Annotated in this window: 1 pseudogene; it reads left to right on the plus strand. The window is 60.1% G+C overall.

Going from position 1 to position 1,426, the window contains the following annotated elements:
• The first annotated feature begins 44 nt into the window (after positions 1-44).
• Positions 45-1,399: pseudogene (locus tag FJV83_RS36270) on the plus strand (IS3 family transposase).
• The last annotated feature ends 27 nt before the right edge of the window (positions 1,400-1,426 follow it).

Here is a 1,426-nt window from a genome sequence, read left to right on the forward strand (position 1 = left end):
TGAACTGACCCCCGAAAGTTGGACACAACCTTCGGGGGTTTTGCATGTCCAAACACAGTGCGCGCTTCAAGCGGTCAGTTGTCGACAGCTATTTGTGCGAGGATGAGAGCTACGCGAGTGCGGCCTCGAAGCATGGGGTTGACGCTGCGACTGTTCGCAAGTGGGTAGCTTTGTATCAGGCGCACGGCGATGGTGGTCTGTGTGGCAAACAAGGCCGCTACGACGCGACGTTCAAGCTGTCCGTGCTTGAGCGGATGTGGGCGGACGGTCTGTCGCATCGCCAAACGGCGGCGCTGTTCAATATCCGCAATGCCGGTTGCCTGACGGGCTGGGAGAAGCGCTATCATGCAGGCGGGATAGAGGCGCTCGGGCCACGCCCCAGAGGACGACCCATGTCGAAGCCGCCGACCCCCGCAGTGCCTGTAGCAGCCAGTGACGAGGCCAAAAGCCGCGAAGAACTGCTGGCCGAGCTGAAGCAGCTGCGGATGGAGAACGCCTACCTAAAAAAACTGGAGGCCTTAACGCAGGGACACGCGCCCAAAAAGCGCAAGCCGTCCAGGCGTTAAGGCCGTTGCATCCGCTTGAGGGACTACTCGAACTGGCGAAACTGCCGCGCAGCACGTTCTATTACAGGCAAAAGGCGGCCTCGCGCTCGGACCGCCAGGCGGCGCTGAAGGAGGCGATCAAGGTCATCTTCGACAGCCACAAGGGCCGCTATGGCTATCGCCGGGTGACCGCGCAACTGCGCCAGTTGGGCCGGCGCGTCAACCACAAGACCGTCCAGAGCCTGATGGCCGGGATGGGATTGAAGTCGTTGGTCAGGCCGAAGAGGTATCGTTCCTACAGGGGCGAGGTTGGGCGGACCGCTCCCGATCTCTTGCAGCGCAAGTTCAGCGCCGAGCGCGCCAACCACAAATGGGTGACCGACGTGACGGAGTTCAGCGTGGCCGGCGACAAGCTTTACCTGTCACCCATCATGGACCTCTACAATGGCGAGATCGTCGCCTTCGAGACGGCGCGGCGGTCGCGCTTCAAGCTGGTGGACAATATGCTGACCAAGGCCTTCGCCCGGCTCAATGAGGACGAACGGCCGATCCTGCATTCCGATCAGGGATGGCAATACCAGATGTCGGCATTCCAGCGCAGGCTGGACGCCAGAGGCCTTGCTCAGAGCATGTCGCGCAAAGGCAATTGCCTCGACAACGCAGCGATGGAGAGCTTCTTCGCCACGCTCAAATCCGAGCTCTTCTATCCGGAAAGGTTCGAAACGGTCCAAAGCCTCGATACGGCCATCGAGGAATACATCGACTACTACAACCACCGCCGCATCAAACTCAAACTGAAAGGGCTGGCCCCTGTGCAATACAGGATCCAGCCCCTAAACTCACCACATCAATGAACCGTCCAACTTTACGGGGTCAGTTCA

The sequence above is a fragment of the Mesorhizobium sp. WSM4307 genome, from assembly GCF_007003945.1.
Taxonomy (GTDB): domain Bacteria; phylum Pseudomonadota; class Alphaproteobacteria; order Rhizobiales; family Rhizobiaceae; genus Mesorhizobium.